The 22,900-nt window shown below is 50.8% G+C and carries 19 protein-coding genes and 1 pseudogene; 10 read left to right on the top strand and 10 right to left on the bottom strand.

Translation table 11 applies throughout. The features are described 5' to 3' along the window. Positions 1 to 141 precede the first annotated feature (141 nt). Complete coding sequence (locus tag L855_RS01110; RefSeq protein WP_159783343.1) at positions 142 to 1,356, top strand: 4-hydroxy-3-methylbut-2-enyl diphosphate reductase; 1,215 nt, start codon at positions 142 to 144, stop codon at positions 1,354 to 1,356. 236 nt (positions 1,357 to 1,592) lie between these two features. Here L855_RS01110 and L855_RS01105 read toward each other — a convergent pair whose 3' ends face one another. Beyond that, a complete protein-coding gene (locus tag L855_RS01105) occupies positions 1,593 to 2,552 on the bottom strand; it encodes a DUF1822 family protein (RefSeq protein WP_159783341.1) in 960 nt (319 codons plus the stop codon). Between the two features lie 25 nt (positions 2,553 to 2,577). Then, positions 2,578 to 3,231, bottom strand: a complete 654-nt coding sequence (locus tag L855_RS01100; protein WP_159783339.1) for a sigma-70 RNA polymerase sigma factor region 4 domain-containing protein — start codon at positions 3,229 to 3,231, stop codon at positions 2,578 to 2,580. Between the two features lie 308 nt (positions 3,232 to 3,539). Here L855_RS01100 and L855_RS01095 point away from each other — a divergent pair, with 308 nt between their 5' ends. Beyond that, positions 3,540 to 4,286: a hypothetical protein gene (locus L855_RS01095; RefSeq protein WP_159783337.1), complete on the top strand. Its 747-nt coding sequence runs from the start codon at positions 3,540 to 3,542 to the stop codon at positions 4,284 to 4,286. A gap of 82 nt (positions 4,287 to 4,368) precedes the next feature. Here L855_RS01095 and L855_RS01090 read toward each other — a convergent pair whose 3' ends face one another. Together L855_RS01090 and L855_RS01085 are read right to left on the bottom strand one after the other, a co-directional pair. Next, positions 4,369 to 5,928 (bottom strand): calcium-binding protein, encoded by a 1,560-nt coding sequence (locus L855_RS01090; RefSeq protein WP_159783335.1) that lies wholly within the window; start codon positions 5,926 to 5,928, stop codon positions 4,369 to 4,371. 64 nt (positions 5,929 to 5,992) lie between these two features. Continuing rightward, entirely contained in the window at positions 5,993 to 8,236 is a 2,244-nt protein-coding gene (locus L855_RS01085; protein ID WP_159783333.1) for a calcium-binding protein, read from the bottom strand. Between the two features lie 459 nt (positions 8,237 to 8,695). Between L855_RS01085 and speA the strand changes: the two genes are divergently transcribed. Further along, positions 8,696 to 10,633 (top strand): biosynthetic arginine decarboxylase, encoded by a 1,938-nt coding sequence (gene speA / locus L855_RS01080; RefSeq protein WP_425500593.1) that lies wholly within the window; start codon positions 8,696 to 8,698, stop codon positions 10,631 to 10,633. A 121-nt stretch (positions 10,634 to 10,754) separates the two neighbouring features. Here speA and hrcA read toward each other — a convergent pair whose 3' ends face one another. After that, positions 10,755 to 11,852 carry a heat-inducible transcriptional repressor HrcA gene (hrcA, locus tag L855_RS01075; RefSeq protein WP_159783329.1) on the bottom strand — a complete coding sequence of 366 codons (1,098 nt, stop codon included), beginning with the start codon at positions 11,850 to 11,852 and terminating at the stop codon, positions 10,755 to 10,757. A gap of 190 nt (positions 11,853 to 12,042) precedes the next feature. On the opposite strand from hrcA, the gene L855_RS01070 reads away from it, so the two are divergent. The 3 genes from L855_RS01070 (at position 12,043) to argB (ending at position 14,507) form a co-directional block, all read left to right on the top strand. Then, positions 12,043 to 12,624 carry a shikimate kinase gene (locus L855_RS01070; protein ID WP_159783327.1) on the top strand — a complete coding sequence of 194 codons (582 nt, stop codon included), beginning with the start codon at positions 12,043 to 12,045 and terminating at the stop codon, positions 12,622 to 12,624. Further along, positions 12,608 to 13,315 (top strand): SAM-dependent methyltransferase, encoded by a 708-nt coding sequence (locus tag L855_RS01065; RefSeq protein ID WP_159783325.1) that lies wholly within the window; start codon positions 12,608 to 12,610, stop codon positions 13,313 to 13,315. The genes L855_RS01070 and L855_RS01065 overlap by 17 nt, the downstream gene beginning before the upstream one ends. Positions 13,316 to 13,592: 277 nt before the next feature. Beyond that, complete coding sequence (gene argB / locus L855_RS01060; RefSeq protein WP_159783323.1) at positions 13,593 to 14,507, top strand: acetylglutamate kinase; 915 nt, start codon at positions 13,593 to 13,595, stop codon at positions 14,505 to 14,507. Between the two features lie 58 nt (positions 14,508 to 14,565). Here argB and L855_RS01055 read toward each other — a convergent pair whose 3' ends face one another. Then, on the bottom strand, positions 14,566 to 16,233 hold the full coding sequence (locus L855_RS01055; protein ID WP_159783321.1) for an ABC1 kinase family protein: 1,668 nt from the start codon (positions 16,231 to 16,233) through the stop codon (positions 14,566 to 14,568). A 240-nt stretch (positions 16,234 to 16,473) separates the two neighbouring features. On the opposite strand from L855_RS01055, the gene L855_RS01050 reads away from it, so the two are divergent. Both L855_RS01050 and L855_RS01045 read left to right on the top strand, forming a co-directional pair. Then, positions 16,474 to 17,211 carry a 2-phosphosulfolactate phosphatase family protein gene (locus tag L855_RS01050; RefSeq protein WP_159783319.1) on the top strand — a complete coding sequence of 246 codons (738 nt, stop codon included), beginning with the start codon at positions 16,474 to 16,476 and terminating at the stop codon, positions 17,209 to 17,211. 68 nt (positions 17,212 to 17,279) lie between these two features. Then, the gene (locus tag L855_RS01045) at positions 17,280 to 18,515 is read left to right on the top strand and encodes an LL-diaminopimelate aminotransferase (protein ID WP_159783317.1); all 1,236 of its coding nucleotides are present in this window, start codon (positions 17,280 to 17,282) and stop codon (positions 18,513 to 18,515) included. Positions 18,516 to 18,764: 249 nt separating this feature from the next. Here the strand turns inward: L855_RS01045 and L855_RS01040 are convergent, their stop codons facing one another. After that, positions 18,765 to 19,223: a hypothetical protein gene (locus L855_RS01040; RefSeq protein ID WP_192924973.1), complete on the bottom strand. Its 459-nt coding sequence runs from the start codon at positions 19,221 to 19,223 to the stop codon at positions 18,765 to 18,767. Positions 19,224 to 19,242: 19 nt separating this feature from the next. On the opposite strand from L855_RS01040, the gene L855_RS01035 reads away from it, so the two are divergent. Continuing rightward, entirely contained in the window at positions 19,243 to 19,707 is a 465-nt protein-coding gene (locus tag L855_RS01035) for a hypothetical protein (protein ID WP_192924972.1), read from the top strand. Between the two features lie 74 nt (positions 19,708 to 19,781). Further along, on the top strand, positions 19,782 to 20,333 hold the full coding sequence (locus L855_RS01030) for a Uma2 family endonuclease (protein ID WP_159783313.1): 552 nt from the start codon (positions 19,782 to 19,784) through the stop codon (positions 20,331 to 20,333). Positions 20,334 to 20,467: 134 nt separating this feature from the next. Here L855_RS01030 and L855_RS01025 read toward each other — a convergent pair. The 3 genes and pseudogenes from L855_RS01025 to L855_RS01015 form a co-directional block, all read right to left on the bottom strand. Next, positions 20,468 to 20,725, bottom strand: a pseudogene (locus L855_RS01025) (IS1 family transposase); the annotation flags it as partial. A gap of 89 nt (positions 20,726 to 20,814) precedes the next feature. Beyond that, the gene (gene arsS, locus L855_RS01020; protein ID WP_159783311.1) at positions 20,815 to 21,825 is read right to left on the bottom strand and encodes an arsenosugar biosynthesis radical SAM (seleno)protein ArsS; all 1,011 of its coding nucleotides are present in this window, start codon (positions 21,823 to 21,825) and stop codon (positions 20,815 to 20,817) included. Between the two features lie 92 nt (positions 21,826 to 21,917). Then, on the bottom strand, positions 21,918 to 22,859 hold the full coding sequence (locus L855_RS01015) for a methyltransferase domain-containing protein (RefSeq protein WP_246198675.1): 942 nt from the start codon (positions 22,857 to 22,859) through the stop codon (positions 21,918 to 21,920). Between the last annotated feature and the right edge of the window lie 41 nt (positions 22,860 to 22,900).

The raw sequence follows: 22,900 nt of genomic DNA, 5'->3' as shown, positions 1-22,900 counted from the left end.
TCTTGTCCAACTCAGAGAAGCAGCAGTTCACCCACCTCACCCTTCAGGGATCACGGCTCTCTCAGCTTCCCTTAACTCGGTACAATAACAGCATCTGCGACATGTGCAGAGCGACGATCGCGAACCCCCATTTCATAGACTATGGATACTAAAGCTTTTAAGCGTGCTCTCCAACAATCCGAGAACTATCACCGCCGTGGGTTTGGACATGAGGTTGAGGTTGAAGGATTACTGCAAACGGAATATCAAAGTGATCTAATTGGTGAGATTCGTGCCAATCAGAACCGCCTCGAACGAGATCAGGTGACGATTCGTCTGGCGGAGGCCTTTGGATTCTGTTGGGGGGTTGAGCGGGCCGTGGCGATCGCCTACGAAACCCGCAGTCACTTCCCCAAGGAGCGAATCTGGATCACCAATGAAATTATCCACAATCCCGGCGTTAATCAACGGCTGCGAGAGATGAACGTGGGATTCATCAATGTGGTTGACGGTGAAAAAGACTTTTCCGGGGTACAAAAAGGGGATGTGGTCATCCTGCCGGCCTTTGGGGCCACGGTGCAAGAAATGCAACTTCTCGATGAACGGGGTTGCACCATTGTCGATACCACCTGTCCCTGGGTATCTAAGGTCTGGAACAGTGTGGAAAAACACAAGCGACGCAACCACACCTCCATTGTGCATGGCAAATATAAACATGAGGAAACCCTCGCCACCACCTCATTTGCCGATAAATACCTGGTGGTTCTCAACCTCAAAGAGGCCGAATATGTAGCCAACTATATTCTGCGGGGAGGGGATAAAGCCGAGTTCATGGAAAAATTCAAAAACGCCCACTCAGAAGGCTTTGACCCCGATCGCGACCTCGACTGTGTGGGCATTGCCAATCAAACCACGATGTTGAAAAGCGAAACGGAACACATTGGCAAACTCTTTGAGCGCACCATGTTACAAAAATATGGGCCCACGGAGTTCAATCAGCATTTCATGTCCTTCAACACCATCTGCGATGCCACCCAGGAGCGTCAAGATGCCATGTTGGAGCTAGTCGAGGAAGAGCTTGATTTAATTGTGGTGATTGGCGGCTTTAACTCCTCCAATACCACCCACTTACAAGAGATTGCCATCGAGCACGAGATTCCCTCCTATCATATTGATTGCGCCGATCGCATCGGTCCAGGAAATCGCATTGAACACAAGCCCTTAGAACAGGATGAGCTAGAGGTCACAGACAACTGGCTCCCCGACGGCCATTTGGTGGTGGGGATTACCTCAGGAGCCTCAACCCCGGACAAGTCAGTGGAAGAGACGATTCAAAAAATCCTTAATCTCAAGGCCCGGGTCACCGTAACTCAGTAGAAGGCAAAAGGCAAAAGGCAAAAGGCAAAAGGGAGGTTTTCCCCTGTTCCGGTATTCCTCCCTATTGCCTACTGCCTGCTGCCTACTGCCTTCTTCCCTCTACTGCCTACTGCCTTCTTCCCCCTGTTCCCTTCTTATACCAATTTTCGGAAGTCATGCCATAGATATCTGTAGGGGCGAACGGCTGTTCGCCCTCCTCGGTGTCAGGTGTATAGCAAGCATTTTGAAAAATGGTATTAAAACGAAAATGTCTCCACCAAACTCACCGTTTCTCGTTCAAGCTTAAGTTTAAAGATTTCATCAGGTTCCACACTAAACTCTAATCGTAAGGCTGGGGTTCCTCTCGCTTGAGTTTGCATGATCACATCATCTTGATGGTCAAGAACTATCATATTTAAATCTGAGGGAAGGGCTGAACCGATCGCAGGGATAAGCTGAACTCGAATATCAATTTCCGTATCACTGAGAGGATACACCCCAACTTCTAGGGCGATAATTTGTCCATCACTAAACTGAAGCTGTTTTGCCCGTTGAATTCCTGGTTGAACAGGGGAACTTCGGAAGGCGATCGCCGTCACGGGTTGTCGTTTTTCGGTGAAGTTTTCCTCCCAGATAAACTCCTCGGCTAAGGTTTCCCAACCCGCCTGAAACTGCTCCTGAAGCCAGTAACGCAGCTGAACCGCGACAGAGGGTTCATAGGACTTTGACAGAACCGTAAATAGCTCAGTGAGGCTATCCCAGCGATTTAGGGGGGTTTGGGGCGAGGCGATCGTTTCGAGAAAGCCGAGCAAGTACGCATAGTCATAGGTTTCACTAAACCCCACCGCAATATAGCCGAGGCGATTCTCGAAGGCTTCTGGAGAGATATCCACAGTGAGGTGATGGCCATTCTCATTAAGAGAAAGGGGATGGGCGATCGCCGGTTCCACTAAGCCACATTCTAAGCTGCCTCGCCCCGGAATCGGAAGTTGAGTCACATCTGACAAAAGCTGCTCAATCGGATTCCAGAGTGAGCTGATATTAAAATCCGTAGTAATCCCCATACATTGGGCATAAAAATTAACGGCATAGAGTGCCAGGACTTGGCGATAGACTCGATAAGCTTTGGGCTTTTGTACATATCGTTGACGGAATATTTTAGCAATATCACGTTGATGATTGGTCAAAGGAACTGTAAAAAAAGTATCAGATTTCATGAGCCTTGGGGAGAACTATAATGTATTAGCAATTTGTGTCACGAATGGTCGATTCAATATAGGTTGATAGGTTGCGCAGACAGGTTTGGTAGAAGGTACTCAGAGTCGAAACTTGCACTGAAAATTCCTCAGAAATTTCTTGCCATTGATAGCCATCTAGTCGCCTAAGAACAAGAATTTGGAAGCTTACCTGAGGATGGCGAATCAAACAATGTTCTCGAAAGATTCCATCTGCGTCATCTTCAAAGCATTGGCGAACTAAATCCGACAAGCAAGGTTGATCGTCACGAAAAATAATGTCCCATTCAGATGGAGACAGTAAGCGTTCCTCCAAGGGTTCAACAATGATATTTCTTTTATGACTAATCCTCCGGTACGATACATCCTTAAAAAAACGGCGCTCTAACAGCATGTTGGCCCATCGCATCACGGAAGCACGCTCCCTATCATATTTATCAATGGATTGACAAATATAATAGAATAAGTTTTGCAGCGCCTCAGCTCGGTAATCTTGATATCGATCCGGAGATAGTCCCGAACCGGGAGGATAAATAAGACGACCGGAGTTAATGAGTTCATTAATCAACTGAGTCAGGGCCACTTGTCGAGCTTGGCTTCCAGGGGGATTCTGCTGTGCATCTAAAGCGAGTTGGTTCAACTGCTCATCATCCATAGTCACGGTCTATCTAGCATCTCGGATTCAGACTCGAACCTGGGAATAGACCCCTTGAGGGAGCCATCTTATTCCCCAGCCGACTGTGAGTCTCGGCGATACTCTCTGGGGTGTTCATAAATCTGTCGGTCGCTAGGGGCGATTTTTACGGAGATCCCAGCAATTTGTTACAAAAATTTACAGATTTTGTCCCAGTATTCAAGTCCGACCGTTGCGGAATGTTAGGCTGAATCAGGGTTTGACCCAACTACGTCCATTTTATCAGAAAACATTATTGACATTTTAGTAATTATATTGTATAGGAGGAACCATCAATGAAACACGTTTCATCTCAATCGATTCAAGTGATAACCCTCGCCATCGTAAGTTCGGCGATGTTGCTCAATAGTTGCGATAACTTCTCCTCAGCTCAGGAGCAGTCTCAGACGTCAGCTATTGAGGATGCTAGTCTTGAGGAACCAGGAAGCTCCGAGCCAGAACCCGCTCCCCAAATGGGAGTTGATACGGTGGACGTTGAGGAGCCGCTGTCTGCCTCTTCGGGTCATTCCCCTGGCGTCAATGATTCCGGGGAAATTGCGGAGGCTGGCGGAGAGACGGCTGAGCCGGCACCCTTATTTGCCGAGGTTTTACCCGGGGTGAAGTCAACCGCGCAGATTCCAGTTCGCCTTCCCAGCTACGTTCCAATTCATGAGGATGACCGGACTGCGCTTTACGTTGAAGCTGAAGCAACAGAAGACAGTTACCAAATCTACTTATCCCTAGCACCCGACTGTCGAGGAGCAACGGCCTGTTCTTACGGATTCTTCGCCGCCAGACGCACAACAGATGAGGATTATTATGGCGTTGGCGAGGAATTTGAAGAGACAGTCCCCCTCGCTGAAGGGATGACTGGGGACTTTAACCCCATGATGTGTGGTGCATCCTGTTCCCCCCCTGTGATCGAATGGTCACAAGAGGGAGTTCGCTATCGGATTGCACTCAAAGGAGTCGGCCCTGAGGACGAGAATGCCTTAGAGAGTCTACAGGCCTTAGCCAATTCGGCGATCGCCAATGACCCCTAAATTAACGGCCTCCTGAAACAAGACCCCCAAACACTGGGGCCATCCCCTAAGGGTCTTGTTTCAGCCATCAGCCTCGGCTGGCTCAGGCCCACCCCACGGCGGAGGTACTGACCACCGTATTGAGATCTGGGGTGATTTCTAACGTGTAATCAAAGGGAGACGAGAGGCTGGTATCGACTTGAGTCATACGGGAGCCATCGGGATTACGGGGGCCAAAAAAGGACTCCGCACTGACCACGAGATTTCCCGCCTCGTTGGTGGTGATGTCGGTAATCGTTAGGGTGTTGCTGTTCCCATTGGTTAACACCGCCGAGAGATACGCCGCATCCAGAAGCTCCCCAGTCGCGGGGTCAATGCGACCTAATACCCCGACTTTAGCGCCACCACCGGCGCCATAACTCCGTAACCAGTTCTGAGTGACATCTCCCGTGGCTCGTCGCCAATCTTCGCTCGAACTTCCTTGGGTTCCGTCGGTACTAAAGACCCCATAGAGATTGCTTCCATCCCAAAACAGTCCTTGGCCCCGTCCATCGGCGCCAGTGGACTCATAATCGGTACGAACCCAGTTATTGTCGGGGTTTTCGCTGTCAAAACTGGCGATAATTGGGTCTTGATTGATGCTACTTTGCTGCCAGAATCCGATGTAAATGGTTTGACTGCCCAGAGTTAGCCGTTGTGCATCGGATGCGGCGATGGTGGCTTCATCGCTGTTGGGAGTAAATTGAACAGCGGTGGAACTAATCGCAGCGGGAAGCGGGGAAAACTCATCATCGGGGAGATCGTCGTCTCCCACCCCTAGATCGAAGTCCTCATCGAGATCCAAGTCGAAATCGAGTAAATCCGGTTCTTCCGCATCGCTGTTGATATCCAGTTGCACCACTGGGTCGTTGATATTTTTGAGAATGGCGAGGAAGTCACCACTGGTGCGATCGCGAATCACCGTATCCCCAGCAAATTCTCCCTCTCCCGCCAAAAACTCTAGACGATCTTCCGTCAATCCCTCAAACAAGACCAGGGAATCCTGACTGGGGGTATAGTCGAGGATCAGATCCGCTTGAGCCAGTTCTGAGTTCCCCATTCCTGGCGTGAGGACAAAGGTATTGGCCCCCTCACCGCCGATGAGGGTATCCGATCCTGAGCCACTGTAGAGGGTATCATTGCCGCGATCGCCACTCAGCAGATTATTTCCCTCTCGCGCCAGGAGCCAATCATCCCCCTGACCGCCATAGAGACTATCATCTCCCGAACCCGCATAGAGCGTATCATTCCCCTCATTTCCAAACAGAAAATTCTGGCCCTGGCGACCTTGAATGAGATCATCATCCGCGCCACCGACAAGGGTATCCTCTCCTTCACCACCGAAGAGGGTATCATCGCCAAAATCTCCACTGAGCAGATTATTTCCGCGTTTGGCGATGAGGATATCATCCCCTTGTCCGCCATACATCGCATCATTTCCCTCACCGGCTTCGATCACATCCTGGCCGGGCCCCCCAAAAATCCAGTTATTTCCACCCACCCCAGCGAGGGTGTCATTTCCGGCTGCACCAAGAATCAGTTGACTCTCAGAATTACCGATGAAGCGATTATCCGTATCATCGAGGGTGACAAGGGTCAGGCTGTTGAGATCAAAGGAAAGCATGAGAATTTTCGCTAAATTAGGAACGTAGATGCACCGCCATAGAGGCTCGATGGCAGTGTAGCGCCTATTCCCAACCCACGGCTGAAGTACTGATGACAGTATTCAAATCGGGTGTAATCTCAACAGTGTAGTCAAAGGGAGGGCCGGAGCTGGTATCCACAGGAGTCATCCGAGAACCATTAGGATTCCGAGGACCGAACCAGGCCTTTGCACTCACTACGAGATTTCCAGTCTCATTAGTGGTGATGTCAGTAATCTGCAGGCTGTTGCTATTGCCACTCTCTAACACGGCTGAGAGAAAGGCTGCATCGAGGAGTTCTCCGGTACTGGGGTCAATGCGACCTAAAACTCCCACTTTCCCTCCACCGCCAGCTCCATAACTCTGTAACCAGTTCTGAGTGACATCTCCGGTGGCCCGTCGCCAGTCGTCTTCGCGACTTCCCTGGGTTCCATCGGTACTGAAGGTCGCATAGAGATGGGTTCCATCCCAAAAAAGTCCTTGACCGCGTCCATCGGCTCCGGTGGACTCATAATCGGTACGAACCCAGTTATTCTCGGGGTTTTCGCTATCAAAGCTAGAGATGATCGGGTCTTGATTGTCGCCACTTTCCTGCCAATAGCCAATATAAATGGTTTGACTTCCCAGGGTTAGCCGTTGTGCGTTGGATGCGGCGATGGTGGCTTCATCGGTGTTAGGAGTAAATTGCACGGCTGTGGAACTAATTGCAGCGGGGAGGGGCCCTTCAATAGGCTCCTCGATAGGTTCCTCAGGCTCTTCGATAGGCTCTTCAGGCTCTTCGATAGGCTCTTCAGGCTCTTCGATAGGCTCTTCAGGCTCTTCGATGGGTTCTTCAGGTTCTTCAATGGGTTCTTCAGGCTCTTCAATGGGTTCCTCAGGTTCTTCGATAGGTTCTTCAGGTTCTTCGATAGGTTCTTCAGGTTCTTCGATAGGTTCTTCAGGTTCTTCAGGCTCTTCGATGGGTTCCTCAGGTTCTTCGATAGGTTCCTCAGGCTCTTCGATAGGTTCCTCAGGTTCTACAGGTTCTTCGATAGGCTCTTCAGGCTCTTCGATAGGTTCCTCAGGTTCTACAGGTTCTTCGATAGGCTCTTCAGGTTCTTCGATAGGCTCTTCAGGCTCTTCGATGGGTTCCTCAGGTTCTTCCTCTTCAACTGAATCATCTTCTAGGGGAGGTTCTTCCGCTACTGGGGATTCTTCAGCGTCATCAGTGACATCATCGAGTGGAGAGTCAGACTCCATCTCGTCCGACTCAAGCTCATCTCCGACCCCACTCTCCATATTGGGAGCATCCAAATCACTAGCCATCTCAATCTCTAAGGGGGTTGTGATTTGCTTGAGGACTGCGAGATATTCTCCGGTTTCGCGATCGCGAATCAGCGTATCCCCCGCAAACTCCCCCTCTCCCGCCAAAAACTCTAGGCGATCGCCATGTAATCCCCCCATCAACAATAGGGAATCTTCTTGGAGGGTATAATCCGCAATCACATCCGCTTGGGAGGCCTCCATTCCCCCAGTATTGGGAGTCAGAACAAACACATCTCGTCCCTGTCCGCCATGGAGAGTATTCTGACCTCGACCGCCATAGAGGGTGTCGTCTCCCATTTCACCGTAAATTAGGTCATCTCCTAGACCTCCCATGAGGAAATTATTGCCGTTTCCGCCAAAGATAGTATCGTTGCCATTTCCGGCGAAGACAGTATCATTGCCCGAATTACCAAAAATCAAGTTATTGCCCCGTCTCGCGGAAATATAGTTATTCCCATCCCCTCCATAAATGGTGTCATCTCCCGAGCCACCATAAATTGAATCATCCCCTAAATCGCCACTGAGCAGGTTATTCCCCATCTCACCCATAATCACATCATTCCCCCGTCCGCCATAGATAGAATCGTCGCCATTGCCACTATAAAGAACATCATCTCCCTGATTTCCAAATAGGAGATTATTACCCTCTCTAGCAAATAAAACATCATTCCCAGCACCGCCAATTATCGTATCCTGGCCGCTGCCACCATAGAGAGTATCATTGCCGAGGTCTCCACTCAGGAGATTATCCCCATCCGTTACGATAATCAGGTCATCTCCTTGTCCACCATAGAGGCTATCATGACCTGCTCCGCCTTCGATGACATCTTCACCGACTCCACCAAAGACCCAATTATTGCCCCCTCCAGCGAAAATTGTGTCATGACCCATTCCACCTAAAATGAGTTGGTTGTCTCCATTACCCATAAATTCACTGGTGGTGTTGTCGAGACTGACAACGGCAAACGCATTTAGATCTAGCATGGTGATTTCTCGCAAGGTGTCAATAGTACATTCAGTGCTGGACGGTCAGATGCTGGATCAAAAAAGTCAGGTCAAACGTTATCCTGGTTATTCTCTCTGGTTTACATTTACAGGCTTTAACAAAAAATGTCCGGAGTTCAAAGGCATTATTTTGTCTTATTGATACTGGAGTTGTTTTGCTCTAAAAATACTTATAAACACTGTTGTTTTTTTATTTTTGCTATTTGCAATTTTCTATTATTCAGCGATTTCACGCATCTACCAAATAGGGGGGATACTTGATTCATCAAATCTTTGAAAACATCAGTGAAATCACGGATTTTTGAGCGATCGCCCCCCCTCCAGTCCAGGGAGATCCTCAGATTCAGCGCCCAACTCCCCAAACAACTGCGATACACTGTGGACTCAGTGACCCCTGTCAGGAGAGTAATCCCCATGGTTGATTCCGCCACATCCCCCATGAGTGACGCTATGGCGCACAATGGGACTGGTCCCCAAAATCCATCAACATCCTCTTGGACAATTGAAGATAGCGAAGAACTCTATCGCATCCGGGGTTGGGGCGACCCCTATTTCGGGATTAACTCCGCCGGCCATATCACCGTCTCTCCCCAGGGCGATCGCGGCGGTTCTTTGGATCTCTATGAACTGGTCGAGGCCCTAAAAAAGCGCAACCTAGAACTCCCACTACTGCTGCGTTTTAGCGATATTCTCGAAGACCGCATCGAACGGATTAACGCCTGCTTCGCCAAGGCGATCGCCCGCTACAACTATCCTGGGGTCTATCGAGGCGTTTTCCCCGTCAAATGCAACCAGCAACGCCACATCATCGAAGACTTAGTGCGTTTCGGGGAACCCTATCACTTCGGCTTAGAAGCCGGGTCCAAGCCTGAACTCCTCATCGCCTTAGCCAGCCTCAAAACCTCCGGTTCCCTACTCATCTGTAACGGCTACAAGGATCGCGGCTATATTGAAACCGCCATGTTAGCCACCCGCCTAGGCCAACAACCGATTATCGTCCTGGAACAACCCGAAGAAGTTGAGTTAGTCATCTCCGTTAGCCAACAGTTGGGAATTAACCCCGTGGTGGGAGTTCGCGCCAAACTCAGTGCAAAGGGGATTGGCCGCTGGGGAGGGTCCAGTGGCGATCGCGCCAAATTTGGTCTCACCATCCCAGAAATCATCACCGCCGTAGACCAATTACGCCAAGCTAATCTCCTCGATAGCCTACAACTACTGCACTATCACATCGGGTCTCAAATCTCTTGTATTAGCGCCATTAAAGACGGAATTCGAGAAGCCAGCCAAATCTACGTGGAACTGGCCCAACTCGGGGCTAATATGCAATATCTCGATGTTGGTGGCGGCTTAGGGGTAGATTACGACGGGTCTAAAACCAACTTCTACGCCTCGAAAAACTACAATATGCAGAACTACGCCAATGACATCGTGGCGGAAGTCAAAGAAGCCTGTGAAGAGAAACAGCAAGCCGTCCCCACCCTCATCAGCGAGAGTGGCCGAGCGATCGCCTCTCACCACTCCCTCCTCATCTTTAATGTCTTAGGAAGCAGTGACGCACCCTCGGGGATTCCGGAAGCGGGGCCCGACAAAGAACATCTGATTTTACGGAACCTGCGAGAAACCTACAACTCCATCACCCCTGAGACCTACCAGGAAGCCTATCACGATGCCGTTCAGTTCAAAGATGAGGCGACCAGTATCTTTAGTTTCGGCTATCTCAGCCTCAGTGAACGGGCCAAAGCCGAACAACTCTACTGGGCCTGTTGTCGTAAAATCTATGACATCGTACGCCAGCAAGCGGACGTTCCCACGGAACTGGAAGTCTTAGAAAAAACCCTGGCCTCGATTTACTACGCCAACCTCTCCATTTTTCGATCCGCACCCGACAGTTGGGCGATCGAGCAATTATTCCCCATTCTCCCCATCCACCGTCTCAACGAAGAACCCAGTTTACGGGGAACTCTGGCGGATCTCACTTGTGACAGTGACGGGAAAATCGATCGCTTTATCGATCGCCTAAAAACCAAATCCATCCTAGAACTACATCCTCTCAAACCGGAAGAACCCTATTATCTAGGGATGTTCCTCGTCGGGGCCTACCAAGAAATTATGGGAAATCTCCATAACCTCTTTGGGGACACGAATGCGGTTCATATCCACCTGACTCCCAATGGCTACGAAATCGAACATCTAGTGAAGGGAGATACGATGACGGAAGTCTTGGAATATGTGGAGTACAACGGCAAGGACTTGCTAGAGAATATCCGCAAAGCCACTGAGTCGGCCTTACAAAAGGGGAACATCTCGATTGAGGAGTCTCAGCGACTCTTGCAGAACTATGAACAGAGTCTGCGTAGCTATACGTATTTGGCTTGAAGAAGGCAAGAGGCAAAAGAAAAGACGTAGGGGCGTTGGGAACGCCAGTCGCTCGCTATCGGCTCGACACCAGCCACTCGCTATCGCGAACCGTGGTCACCCTCTTGTGGTCGCTTCTGCCTTAACTGTCCGTTAGACTGAGTTGGCTGGAGAGGTAGTCGGCGGCGGCTTGAACCATGGTGATGGCCCCGTCGTAGGTCATGCGGGTGGGGCCGAGGAGACTGAGACTTCCCACCGCTTGGGACCCTCGGCGATAGCTGGCTGAGACGAGGGTGCAGGATCGGATCGGTTCAAGGGGATTCTCTGAACCAATGCGGACATTCACTCGGCGATCGCCCCCTAGTCGTTCTGAGGGTTCAAACATCAGGGGAAACAGTTGTTCCTGTTCCTCCTCCAACAGTTGCACTAGAGACTGAATCTGTTGCAGTTCCGTAAACTCCGGCTGGCGTAACACTTCCGCTAAGCCACTAATGGCCATAGGAGAGATCATTGGCTGTTCCAGGCGTTGGGCCAAATCCACAAATAGGGTTTTGAGACTGTCGGCGTAGCGTTGGAATTGGCGATCGAGTTCTCCCCAATCCAAGGTGGCTAAGTCGGCGATGGCTTTCCCCCGTAATTGGCTGTTGAGGAAGTTGGAGAGAATTTGTAGTTCGCGATCGAGAATTTCGGGATCGAGGCCATCGTCCCCGTCATCCTCGGGACTGGGGACACTCATCAACATCGATTGGGTTTGATAGGCATCGGTCACCACAATCAGCATCACCTGACCGGGGTCCACTTGCAATAGTTGCAAATGGCGCAAACTGGCGGTGTGCAATTGTGGCAGGGAGATGAGGGTAATGTAACCGCTGAGGGTCGAGAGAATTTGTGCAGCCCCTCGTAACACCGCCTCCAGACTCCAGGTTTCCCAATTGAGGCGTTCTGTAAACAGCCGTTGGGCCTGATCGGCCAGGGTGTCGGAGGGGGTCATGAGATAGTCCACATAGACTCGATAGCCAAAATCCGAGGGAACCCGGCCGGCGGAGGTATGGGGTTGATATAGCATCCCGGCTTTTTCGAGAAGTCCCATCCCCGAGCGAATCGTGGCGGAACTGACACTCAAGTTATAGTCATCCACCAGGGATTTTGAGCCGACCGGTTCCGCCGTCGCAATATAGTGACGGACGGTCGCCCAGAGAATCTGTTGTTGTCGATCCGTTAACGCGAATTGCCCAGTCATTGATATCTATGCTGAAGGGTTCAGGTGTGAAGCTAGTAATCTTAAAAAAGGTTTTATGTTTCCCCTATCATAGACTGAGAGTTCCGAGATGAGGGTTCAGTAGGAACGATCGCCGCTGAGGGTCTAGCTTTTCCCGATTGCCAAAGCCAGATAAACTAGAGGACGCACAACCCACTGTCCAAGGCGCTCCATGTCCGCGAAAGAGCTTTTGCAAGGACTGAATATCTATCTTGTTGGGATGATGGGTTCCGGGAAAAGTACCACCGGAACCCACCTCGCTCATCAGCTTCACTATCGTTACTTTGATACAGACAGCCTGATTGAACAGGTGGCGGGACAATCCGTGAGTGAGATTTTTGCCCAGGAGGGGGAAGCCGCCTTCCGACAACTCGAATCTCAAGTCCTCTCCCAACTGTCGGCGTACCAGCGTTCCGTCATCTCGACAGGGGGCGGAATTGTGGTGGATTTAACGAACTGGAGTTATCTCCGCTATGGCTTAGTGGTGTGGCTGGATGTTGCCCCCGAGTTGTTGGTTGAACGACTCGGGGGTGATGAGAGTCGCCCGCTGTTGCAAACCGATGATCCCCTACAAACCCTCCAACGGATTTTAGACGAACGGAGATCGCGCTATGAACAGGCGGATTTACGTATTGAGGTCACCTCCGGAGATAGCCCAGAATCCGTGAGCGATCGCATCATCGCCGCCATTCCCCAAGTCTTAAAAACTCGGTCCACTCCACCTGACGAGAGGACTCATGGGACTGACTCTTAAACAGGTGGTTCCCTGGGGGCGATCGCTGGCCGACTACCGCCAGATGTTCGCCCTCACGGACAAGGATTTAGAGACCTCGATTCTCGACTGTGCGGGAGGCCCCTCTAGTTTCAACGCCGAAGCCACTGCCCAGGGAACCTCAGTCATCTCTTGCGATCCCATCTATCAGTTCTCCGTAGAGGAGATTCAGCAACGGATTCAGGACACCTATCCGCAAATTATCGCTGCCCTCGAAGACAACGGCGATCACTTCGTTTGGGATCAGTTCAGCAGCCCCCATCATCTCGGAGAAGTCCGCCTAGCAACAATGGATTGCTTTTTAGAGGATTTCCCCCAGGGACGGGCCCAGGGACGCTATCAAACCCAGATGTTACCGGAACTCCCCTTCGAGACCAGCCAATTTAACCTAGCCCTCTGTGGCCATCTCCTATTCAGCTATTCCCAACCACTAGACCTAGAGTTTCACCTCAATGCTATCCGTGAACTGGCCCGCGTCGCCCAAGAGGTGCGGATTTTCCCGATTGTGACCAACTTCGCCGGCGATATATCCCCCCATCTGTCCCCAATTTTGGAACAACTTCCCCAAGCGGGCTATCATCTGACGGTGGAAACGGTCCCCTACGAGTTTCAACGGGGTGGAAACGAAATGTTACGGGTTTTTCCGCCCAATCACTACCAATCTCCCCCCTAACTGTTCACCATTAACCGTTTGCCCGATACCCTTAGGGGTTAACTATTAAGGGTTATCCAAAACCCAGAGGGCGAGCCACTTGCCATCCCCTCCTGGGAGGGGTGCCCGGAGGGCGGGGTGGGTTCTCCCTACTGCCTACTGCCTAGGGCGACCACGGTTCGGCTATCGCTCACCGACCGCAAGGGTACGCCCCTACGTTGTTTCTATTCCCTATTCCCTGTTCCCTGTTCCCTGTTCCCTGTTCCCTGTTCCCTGTTCCCTGTTCCCTATTCTCAACATGGCCAACGAACGTAAAGACCTCAAAGACAGCGACGCAACCCGAGTTAAGGTTCTCAGTGAAGCCCTCCCCTATATCCAGCAGTTCGCCGGACGCACGGTGGTGATTAAGTATGGTGGGGCCGCTATGAAGGACTCCCAACTGAAAGACAAAGTGGTTCGCGACATCGTGTTCCTCTCTTGTGTAGGCTTACGGCCGGTTGTGGTTCATGGTGGCGGCCCGGAAATCAACACCTGGCTAGAAAAACTGAATATCGAACCACAATTTAAGGATGGTTTGCGGGTGACGGATGCCGCCACGATGGATGTGGTGGAAATGGTCTTGGTGGGACGAGTCAATAAGGAACTCGTTGGCCTAATTAATGCCGCTGGCGGTCAAGCGGTGGGACTCTGTGGCAAGGATGGTAATCTAATTCAGGCCCGTCCCCAGGGCAAAGAGGGGATTGGTTTTGTGGGAGAAGTCGCCTCGGTGAATCCGTCAGTGATTGAATCCCTGGTCGAAAGTGGTTATGTTCCCGTGGTGTCTAGTGTGGCGGCGGATGAGACGGGCCAGGCTTACAATGTCAATGCCGATACGGTGGCTGGCGAGATTGCGGCGGCCCTGGGGGCGGAAAAACTAATTCTGTTGACGGATACTGCCGGGATTCTCAAGGATTATCACGACCCGAGTACCTTAATTTATAGTTTGAACATTCAGGAAGCCCGCCAGTTGATTGAGGATGGCATTGTGGCGGGGGGGATGATTCCTAAGGTGAATTGTTGTGTGCGATCGCTGGCCCAAGGGGTGGGGGCAGCCCATATTTTGGATGGACGCATCCCCCATGCGTTACTCTTGGAAATCTTCACAGATTCAGGGATTGGTTCGATGATTGTGGCGTCGGATTATACGCGTTCGATTTGGGATTTGAATAGTTAGGGAACAGGGAACAGGGAACAGAAACGAGGTAGGGGCGTACCTTTATGGTCGCCCTCTTCTAAAAGCGGTCTCGGATGATGAAAATTAGCAGGGCTTTTAGGAAAAAGAAGCCTGATAATCCTGAGATGCCAAAGGCAATAAAGGCGGCGATTGGATAGGTTCCTGAGATGAAAACAGCTCCCGATAGTACAGAAAACCCTGTGATGCAGGCATACACTAACACCGTTAACATTAACTGAATGCGCTGCATTTGTCGCTCAATTTCGGGGGAGTTGGTGCGAAATTGAAATTCACCTCGTTCGAGTCGGCCTTCGAGGTCTCGGATGAGGACTTCTGCACGGCTAGGACGGTTGAAGCGTTGATTGATAAAGCCTTTGGCTTGACGGGTGAGTTCTCCAAATACTTGTCCGCGACCACTTTGGTTTTCCACGACTAAGGTCTTGACAAAGGGCTTGGCACAGCCAATTAAGCTATATTGATTATCTAAGGTTCGGGCAATTCCATCGAGGGTTCCTAGGGCTTTGAGGACAAAGGTCATTTGGGCGGGAAGTCGGAACGGCTGCTGTTCAAACATGGCGTAGAGTTCCCGTTTTAATGCCCCAAATTCCTGAAATTCAATGGGGCGATCGCGAAAGCGGTCTAAGGCAAATTGGACCAGATTTCGCACGGGGGTCATATCTTGCAGTTCTTCGACTAACCCCATGGCCATTAGGGTTTCGAGAACTTCATCGGTGTCTTTGCGCAGGACGGCGAAGAAACTGCGGGTCATTTCGGCTTGATTGAGGGAGTTAATCTCTGACATCATGCCGAAGTCATAAAAAATAATCTGTCCCTCGGGGGTAACTGCCATATTTCCGGGATGGGGGTCAGTATGAAAAAAACCATCAATTAGGAGTTGCTTGAGATAGCAACCAATGCCCATGGTATTGAGTTCTCGGACGTTAATCCCAATTGATTCTAAGGTTTCTTTGTCGTTGATTTTAATGCCGGGCAGATATTCAAGGGTCAGGACTTTTGATGTGGTATAGCGCCAATAGACTTTTGGCACTAAAATCGTCTCGGAGTCACTAAAATTTTCCCGAAACCGCTCGGCATTTTTGCCTTCATGAATATAGTCGATTTCTTCGTAAATATAAGTCCGAAATTCGTTATAGATGGATTCTAGGTCGTATTTGCGAGTCCAGTGAAAGAGGCGTTCGGCTAAGATCACCTGTTGGTAGAGAACTTGGAAATCGAGGTTGAAGAGTTTTTCTAAGCCGGGGCGTTGGACTTTCACCACCACTTCCTCTCCGGTGTGGAGACGGGCTTTATGGACTTGTCCGAGACTGGCGGCGGCGAGGGGATGATAGTCGAAGTCCCGATAGAGGCTATGGAGGGAGTTTTTGAGTTCCCGTTCGATGAGGGCGATCGCCTCATCTGAGGAGAAGGGAGGCACTTTATCTTGGAGTTGGGAGAGGGCCCGGATATATTCCAGGGGCAGTAAGTCGCCCCGAGTGGAAAGGGCTTGCCCAATTTTGATAAAAGTCGGCCCCAAATCCAGGAGGGTATTCACTAGCCAGTCGGCGCGACGTTGACGATGTTTCGAGTCCCGTTTCCCCCGCAGGCGATCGCACCCCAGAAACCACAACAGCTTGCCGGTGGCGGCAAAAATTTCCACCTGACGGGCGAATAGGGAGGTTCGGGTGCGTTGCCAACGCAAGGGTTTTGGAGATGCTTTCACTAACATAGGCAGGAGAGGCGTAGATAGGAATGGGTGACCCCGCTAAGGGTTCCCTCTCTCGCCAACGGTTCCTTAAGGACTTGTTACACTATAGAAGTTTAAGTGAAAATTGCTCTCCATAGGAGATTCCCCGGTCTGAAATGGCTCAAAGGAATCCGAGTCATCGAGTCAGGGGTGGGTCAATGGGATGAACGCATCCTGATAGGATGAAGGGCGTTGTTGATGCCAAATTGCCCCCCAACTGCTGTGAAGGTTTACTGTTATCACACTCCCGAACTCACCCCGGTTGAGCCAACCCCCGCCTGCGCGGTGGCCATCGATGTTCTGCGCGCCACGACCACCATCGCCACGGTTCTCGCCGCTGGGGCCGAGGCGGTACAAGCCTTTAGCGATATTGATAAACTCATGGCCGTCAGCGAAAGCTGGGACCCCTCCAAACGCCTACGGGCCGGGGAACGGGGTGGCGCCAAGGTGGAGGGCTGCGATTTTGGCAACTCTCCCCTGGAATATGAGCGCGATCGCGTCTTGGGATGTCGTCTATTCCTGAGTACCACCAATGGAACTCGCGCCCTGCAACGAGTGGAAGCGGCGCCAATCCTGCTGACAGCGGCTTTAGTCAATCGTCAGACGGTGGTGGAGTTTTTAGCCCAGAACCAACCCGAAACTGTCTATTTGGTGGGTTCCGGCTGGCAAGGGAGTTATTCCCTAGAGGATACCGTCTGTGCCGGAGCAATTGTCGCCAGTCTCGTAGAATCGGGGTCTTTCAACCTGGGGGAACTGGCGGGAAATGATGAAACCGTCGCCGCCTTAGCGTTATATGAGCAATGGCGCGATCGCCTGGTGGACTTGATGGCGATCGCCAGTCACGGCCAGCGACTGTTACGGCTCAACTGTAACGCCGATTTAGAGTATTGCGCCCAGGAAGATATCCTCGATGTCTTACCCCGACAGCAAGAACCCGGAGTTTTGACCGCTCACGCCTAGCCCCAAACTCTAGACCGCGATAAAATGCAAGATTCAGCGAGACTATTGATTGAGAGTATTGAGTCATAATGGCAACGATTAACGAGAATTATCTGAAACTGAAAGCGGGCTATTTATTCCCAGAAATTGCCCGTCGTGTGGCAGCCTTTACCGAAGCTAACCCCGATGCCCCGATTATTAAATTGGGCATTGGCGATGTCACCGAACCCCTACCCCAAGCCTGTTTAGAGGCCATGTCGAAGGCGGTAGCGGAAATGGGCGATCGCGCCACTTTCAAAGGCTATGGCCCAGAACAGGGCTATGGTTGGCTACGGGAAAAAATCGCCGCCCAGGACTTCCAATCCCGCAATTGTGACATCGATGCTTCCGAAATTTTTGTCTCCGACGGAGCAAAATGTGACACGGGTAATATCCTGGATATTTTTGGCAAAGACAACCGCATTGCCGTCACCGATCCCGTCTATCCCGTCTATGTGGATACCAACGTCATGGCCGGACATACCGGCCCCGCTAACGAGGATGGGAAGTACGAGGGCTTAGTCTATATGCCCGTTTCTGCGGACAACAATTTCACCGCCGAAATTCCCTCGGAAAAGGTAGATTTGGTCTATCTCTGTTTCCCCAACAACCCCACGGGGGCAACGGCGACGAAAGAGCATTTAAAAGCCTGGGTCGATTACGCACGGGAGCATCAAGCGATCATCCTGTTTGATGCCGCCTATGAAGCCTTTATTACGGACCCCAGTCTACCCCATTCTATCTATGAAATTGAAGGGGCCAAAGACTGTGCGATCGAGTTCCGGTCGTTCTCCAAAAATGCTGGGTTCACGGGGACTCGTTGCGCCTACACCGTGGTTCCCAAAACCTTAACCGCCACCACCTCCAGCGGGGAAACCGTGCAACTGCACCAACTCTGGAATCGTCGCCAATCCACCAAGTTCAACGGTGTTTCCTACATTGTGCAACGGGGTGCAGAAGCGGTCTATTCCGAGGCAGGACAGGCGCAAATCAAGGCGTTAGTGGGCTTTTACTTGGAAAACGCCAAAATCATCTGCGATCGCCTCAGCAACGCCGGTTTAACGGTCTATGGGGGAGTGAATGCTCCCTATGTCTGGGTGAAAACCCCCAATGGCTTATCGAGTTGGGAGTTCTTCGACAAACTTCTACAAACCACCAACGTTGTCGGAACACCAGGTTCTGGCTTCGGGGCGGCGGGTGAAGGCTATTTCCGCATTTCCGCCTTTAACAGCCGCGCCAATGTGGAAGAGGCCATGACTCGCGTCACGGAAAACTTCAAGGTTTAAGGGTCTTCTGGATCTACGCTTGGATTTGTTGCAGGGTATACAAAATTGTAGGGGCGAAAAATTTTTCGCCCCTACGACAACGGGTGTAATCTGCCATGAATTTTCCCTATCACTCTAAACCCAGAAGACCCCATACCACTAACCCGGCTTCCCATTGATGCGTCTTTCCTACAAGCCAGGCTGAGGGTCACCCCTCCCAAACCCTTAGCCGTTACTGTCTTATCCCTGAAATTAACAAAAACAACAAAACTACTCAACTAAAGTATAAACCGCTTCCATGAAATCGGGTCCATCCATTTCGTAATAGTCAATGGCAACCTTACCCACTTTTTTAATCATCAACCCATCTATTCCTGCTGCCATGACTGCCCCCACAATTGGCACAACTCTACCCGCTGCTCTTTGTAACGCTCTTTGGGCAATTTTTCGCCCGCCTAATCTCCAAATAATCCCCCTAAAAACTTGAGGAACCTTCCGTAAAGCATGATTCATGATTTGCTTTTCACCTAGCCTCAGGGCAACTTTTGCGCCATACTTTGTGCCTAATACCTGAGTCGCCCTGACTCCCATTAACTTATAACTATCAGACTTGGCAAGTTTCGTTAATGCTTCTTTTTTGTCTAAATCATCTTTGACCTGCTTTTTCGCTTCAGCAGATACAAAATCTTTTAAGTCCTTGATTGACGAATGCGCCATAATTAAAAACATTTCATCTTTACAGGTGACCTTGGCGGCGATTTTGAATAGCCTGCAAGAGCAGGAGTATGAGGTACAGGCCCAGGAACTGGAGTTTTTCCGGGAGTTTGGCGATCGCACCTCTCCCTATTTTCAAGCTCGCATCAATGATGAACTCAACTATTTTGTCGAGGGGTCAAGTTTAGCGGATAAAGCCATTGCCTCAATTCGCGGGATTGTGGAGATTGAACAAACCCAGCGCGATCGCAGTTTACAGGAACAAAACCAACAACTCCAAGACCAAATTCAGGCCATTGGGGTGGGAATTGGTACGGGGGCAATTTTCGCCTCAACGGTGGGGTTACTATTCTCCGATTCTCGCGATGAGCCAAACCTGGAGTTCGCGAACCTTCATCCCTTTGCGATCGCCCTTCTGTTCAGTTTTGCAGCGGCCCTTGTCGCCTGGGGTGGAACCAAACTCTTGATCCGCGTCTGGTGGTGGACATCGAGGCGATGATAATCGGACTTGGGTCAATGGCTAGCAGCGGTTTCTGGGCTAAACTAGAATCTAGGTGAACCAATGGAGTCTAAATGATGCTGTCAACAGTTCAGTGGACGGTGGAAGACTACCACCATATTATTAAAACTGGGGTTCTTGATGATCGCCCTGTGGAATTGCTCGCCGGAGAAATCGTGACCATGTCCCCAGAAGCGGAACCTCATGCGTTTTTTAGTCGCACAGCGGGCCAATATCTCACCCGGTTACTGGGCGATCGCGCCCTGGTGAGTCCCGCTAAACCCATCACCCTTCCCAACCAATCCGAACCGGAACCGGATCTGGCGATCGTGCAACCCCTGGGGCGAGACTATCTCTCTCACCATCCCTATCCTGAAAATATCTTCTGGGTGATTGAATATGCCAATACCAGTTTAGAGAAAGATTCTACTATCAAATATCATATCTATGCTGAAGCGGGAATCCCAGAATATTGGCTAGTGAATCTCCGCACGAGAGAATTAGTGGTTTACCGGAACCCCAGAGGCCGGGACTATGGCTCTAAAGAAACCTTACAAAAGGGGACGATTTCTCCTCTAGCCTTTCCGGATATAATAATTCCCGTTGAAATCCTCATTTCTGCTTAAGTTATCTAGCAAAAGTGGGTCTGAATAGGACAAACAAGCGGGGATAAGAAGGCAGTAGGCAGTAGGCAGTAGGCAGTAGGAAGAACAAGTTCAAGTCATTTAATACCATTTTTCAAAAAGTGGGCACTGGTCTGCTAAGAAGAGATAGACCGAAACCCTCTCATACAGAGACTTTTCTCCATTGATAAGGGGTGAGAGGAGAGTCCGATGGCCATCGCCGGAGTCGTCCGTTTCCCTAATCCCCAGTGGGGTCTGACCCAATTATGGAGCAGCCGCTGCACATCCAAGACCCGCTGCAAGCCGGCCCGAGTCTTAGCATAGAGATTCTGACACCGACGATAGGCGCTGCACCGCCGCCTCAGGTCTGCATTTTGAGCCTCATTATAATTGGAAGGACACCCTTGTGCCTACTGCCAGGCCAGCTGAGTCCCCCGCTCAAACTAGCCGTTCGTCTGACTCGCCATGACTCCCCTTGAGGCGGTCAATCCTCGGTTAAGGCACCACCACAACTCGAACCACAGCCGGCTGTACAGCCATAACAATAGTCCCGAGTTTGAATCTGTTCAATGACATCTAAACTCCCCGCCTGCAACAGATGACGAACCGTCAGAGGTTCTCCTGTGCTTGACTTGGCCGCAACCCCCTCCATTTGGTTGAAATCACAGTCATAGATATTGCCCAGATAATCCACAGAAAGCTGATTGCGACACATCACCCCCTCAACCGTGGCCCCATTAAAGTTCTCTTCCAAAAACTTCGTATAGGCCTGCTGGAGATGACGGCGTTGTAAAAACTGTTTGGTTCGCCCAATGGGTAAGTTGGTGATGGTCAGAAGATGGTTAAAGGTAACGCCAAACTGCTCCCCAAGATGGGTTTTATAGGCCGCTTCTAACCCCGCTTGGGCCGGGGGAAGCCGAAACTCATCCTCAGACCAGGGCATGGGGGGGTTATAGACTAAATCTAGGATTAACTCGGGGTCGTGACCATAGCCGAGTTCATTAAGCCATTGTAGGGCGCGAATGGACTCGTCAAATACGCCATTCCCTCGCATCTTGTCCACGTTGTCCGCTAGATAACAGGGGAGAGAGGCCACAACCCGCAGCCGATGGTTGGCGAAATACTCGGGGAGGTCCTCGTAGCCGGGAACGAAATAAATGGTCAAGTTTGAGCGAACAATTACCTCTTTATGGGTTCGTCGAGCGGCATCAACGAGGGGCTTAAATCCGGCGTGCATCTCCGGCGCGCCTCCGGTTAAATCCACGGTTTTGAGTTGAGGAAACTGCTCGATGAGGCTGACTAAATCTTGATAAACGTCTGGGGCGATTTCTTCGGTGCGTTTGGGTCCGGCTTCCACATGGCAATGGCTACAGGCCAGGTTACAGCGTTTGCCCAGATTGATTTGTAAGACGGAAATGGGCTGTTTCGTTAAGGGTTGGTTGAGTTGATTCTCAAAGGGGGTGATTGTCTGGGAGTGAGTCGGCGCTTGTACCATGAAATTAAGAGATTGTAAGCGTCAGCAATAAAGTTCGGGGGACGGGTCACAGCAGGGATGGGAATGTCCCCAAGTTGCCAGATTTGGGATAATTAGCCACAACAGGAGCGTTGGGGGGTGGCAGTGGAGGTCTTCTCTGGGGAAGGCTGACGGCGGCCTTTATAGGCGCGAAGGGTCAGGGAACGAAACTCAATTCCTTCGACGACTTGCCAGGGTTCGGCTTGGCGACTGAGAATTTCAATGTCCTGAAATCCTACCTGTTCAAAGCGTTTCGGGAACTCGTCTTCTTGGAAGGCGCCGGCAATGCAGCCACTCCAGAGTTCCGGGTCATTGAGAATAGCCGCTGTAGGATATTGGTCACTGACAATATCAGAAATGACAGCACGTCCGCCGGGTTTGAGCACTCGGAACAGTTCTTGGAAAAGCTGTTGTTTGTCCCGGGGATGGACTAGGTTTAAGACACAGTTGGAGACGACGACATCAATGCTATTGTCAGCAATGAGAGGCTGTTCTCGACGGATGCGATCGCAGGCCTGCTCGAACTGAAATAGGGTCTCTAAGTTATGAATAGGATATTCACTCAACCACTGTTGAATCTGTTGTAAGTCAAGGGCCAAATCTTGGATTTTACCCTTGACAAATCGCAGATTTTGGTATCCAATTTTCTGAGATATTTCGTCTTGATACTTGCGAGCGAGAGCCAGCATCTTGTCATTGAAATCTACCCCAATCACTGAACCCTCCGCGCCGACTTTTTGGGAGAGGATATAACAAATTTTGCCTGCCCCAGAGCCTAAATCTAAGACTGTTTCCCCGGCGTCGACATGGCGAGAGGGGTCTCCACAACCATAGTCTTTGTCTAAAATCTCCTGGGGAATAATCTGGAGATAGGAGGGGTCATAGTCTGTCGCACAACATAAACTCGGCTGCACTTGCTCCGCACCCTCCTGGTATCGCTCAAGCACCACCTGTTCGATATCATAGGCGGGTGCTTGGGGTTGGAGTTGGGAGGTGTTCTGGGTTTGGCTCATCATGACGCATTAAGGTCGGTTCTTGATACTGTATCGCGATCGCC

The sequence above is a fragment of the Sodalinema gerasimenkoae IPPAS B-353 genome (genome assembly GCF_009846485.1).
Lineage (GTDB): Bacteria > Cyanobacteriota > Cyanobacteriia > Cyanobacteriales > Geitlerinemataceae > Sodalinema > Sodalinema gerasimenkoae.
The sequence above is the reverse complement of the archived record's forward strand: the minus strand, read 5'-3'. Positions and strand labels throughout refer to the sequence as shown.

Bases quoted from the DNA above. Each gene is read 5' to 3' on its own strand.
- L855_RS01055 (WP_159783321.1), bottom strand. From the start codon at position 16,233: ATGTTAGTGAAAGCATCTCCAAAACCCTTGCGTTGGCAACGCACCCGA.
- hrcA (WP_159783329.1), bottom strand. From the start codon at position 11,852: ATGACTGGGCAATTCGCGTTAACGGATCGACAACAACAGATTCTCTGG.
- argB (WP_159783323.1), top strand. From the start codon at position 13,593: ATGGCCAACGAACGTAAAGACCTCAAAGACAGCGACGCAACCCGAGTT.
- L855_RS01105 (WP_159783341.1), bottom strand. From the start codon at position 2,552: ATGAAATCTGATACTTTTTTTACAGTTCCTTTGACCAATCATCAACGT.
- L855_RS01070 (WP_159783327.1), top strand. From the start codon at position 12,043: ATGTCCGCGAAAGAGCTTTTGCAAGGACTGAATATCTATCTTGTTGGG.
- L855_RS01085 (WP_159783333.1), bottom strand. From the start codon at position 8,236: ATGCTAGATCTAAATGCGTTTGCCGTTGTCAGTCTCGACAACACCACC.
- L855_RS01095 (WP_159783337.1), top strand. From the start codon at position 3,540: ATGAAACACGTTTCATCTCAATCGATTCAAGTGATAACCCTCGCCATC.
- L855_RS01030 (WP_159783313.1), top strand. From the start codon at position 19,782: ATGATGCTGTCAACAGTTCAGTGGACGGTGGAAGACTACCACCATATT.
- arsS (WP_159783311.1), bottom strand. From the start codon at position 21,825: ATGGTACAAGCGCCGACTCACTCCCAGACAATCACCCCCTTTGAGAAT.
- speA (WP_425500593.1), top strand. From the start codon at position 8,696: ATGAGTGACGCTATGGCGCACAATGGGACTGGTCCCCAAAATCCATCA.
- L855_RS01090 (WP_159783335.1), bottom strand. From the start codon at position 5,928: ATGCTTTCCTTTGATCTCAACAGCCTGACCCTTGTCACCCTCGATGAT.
- L855_RS01110 (WP_159783343.1), top strand. From the start codon at position 142: ATGGATACTAAAGCTTTTAAGCGTGCTCTCCAACAATCCGAGAACTAT.
- L855_RS01045 (WP_159783317.1), top strand. From the start codon at position 17,280: ATGGCAACGATTAACGAGAATTATCTGAAACTGAAAGCGGGCTATTTA.
- L855_RS01040 (WP_192924973.1), bottom strand. From the start codon at position 19,223: ATGTTTTTAATTATGGCGCATTCGTCAATCAAGGACTTAAAAGATTTT.
- L855_RS01065 (WP_159783325.1), top strand. From the start codon at position 12,608: ATGGGACTGACTCTTAAACAGGTGGTTCCCTGGGGGCGATCGCTGGCC.
- L855_RS01015 (WP_246198675.1), bottom strand. From the start codon at position 22,859: ATGATGAGCCAAACCCAGAACACCTCCCAACTCCAACCCCAAGCACCC.